Source organism: Ochrobactrum sp. SFR4 (assembly GCF_019730395.1).
In the GTDB taxonomy this organism is placed as follows: domain Bacteria; phylum Pseudomonadota; class Alphaproteobacteria; order Rhizobiales; family Rhizobiaceae; genus Pseudochrobactrum.
In genome coordinates, this window is sequence record NZ_JAAPBB010000939.1 from 1 (window position 1) to 261 (window position 261).

A 261-nucleotide genomic window follows, 5' to 3' on the forward strand; every position below is an offset into this window, starting at 1 on the left:
TTGAACGCCTCTTCGAAACAGAAACCGAAGGGAAAGCAGTAATGCTACTCAAGTTCAAAACCCCCGACGGCGAGCTGAGATCAATATTGCTACCTTACTCGTTGCATCGCTCTCATGCCAAGTTTGTTGAGGCTCTAACTGACTACTTAGTTCCACTGCCATTTAATATGAATGAGTCCAAAGCTATCTGTGACCTCATCATGAAAGCTGGGCCGCTCATCAAGGAAACGGGTAAACTTGTTAAAAGAGCTGGTTTTTATC

General features: G+C 44.4%; 1 protein-coding gene. It reads left to right on the top strand.

Annotated elements, in window-relative coordinates; all coding sequences use genetic code 11:
* Positions 1–41: 41 nt before the first annotated feature.
* A partial coding sequence (locus HBA93_RS21845; protein ID WP_221724647.1) for a hypothetical protein occupies positions 42–261 on the top strand: 220 nt, incomplete at its 3' end.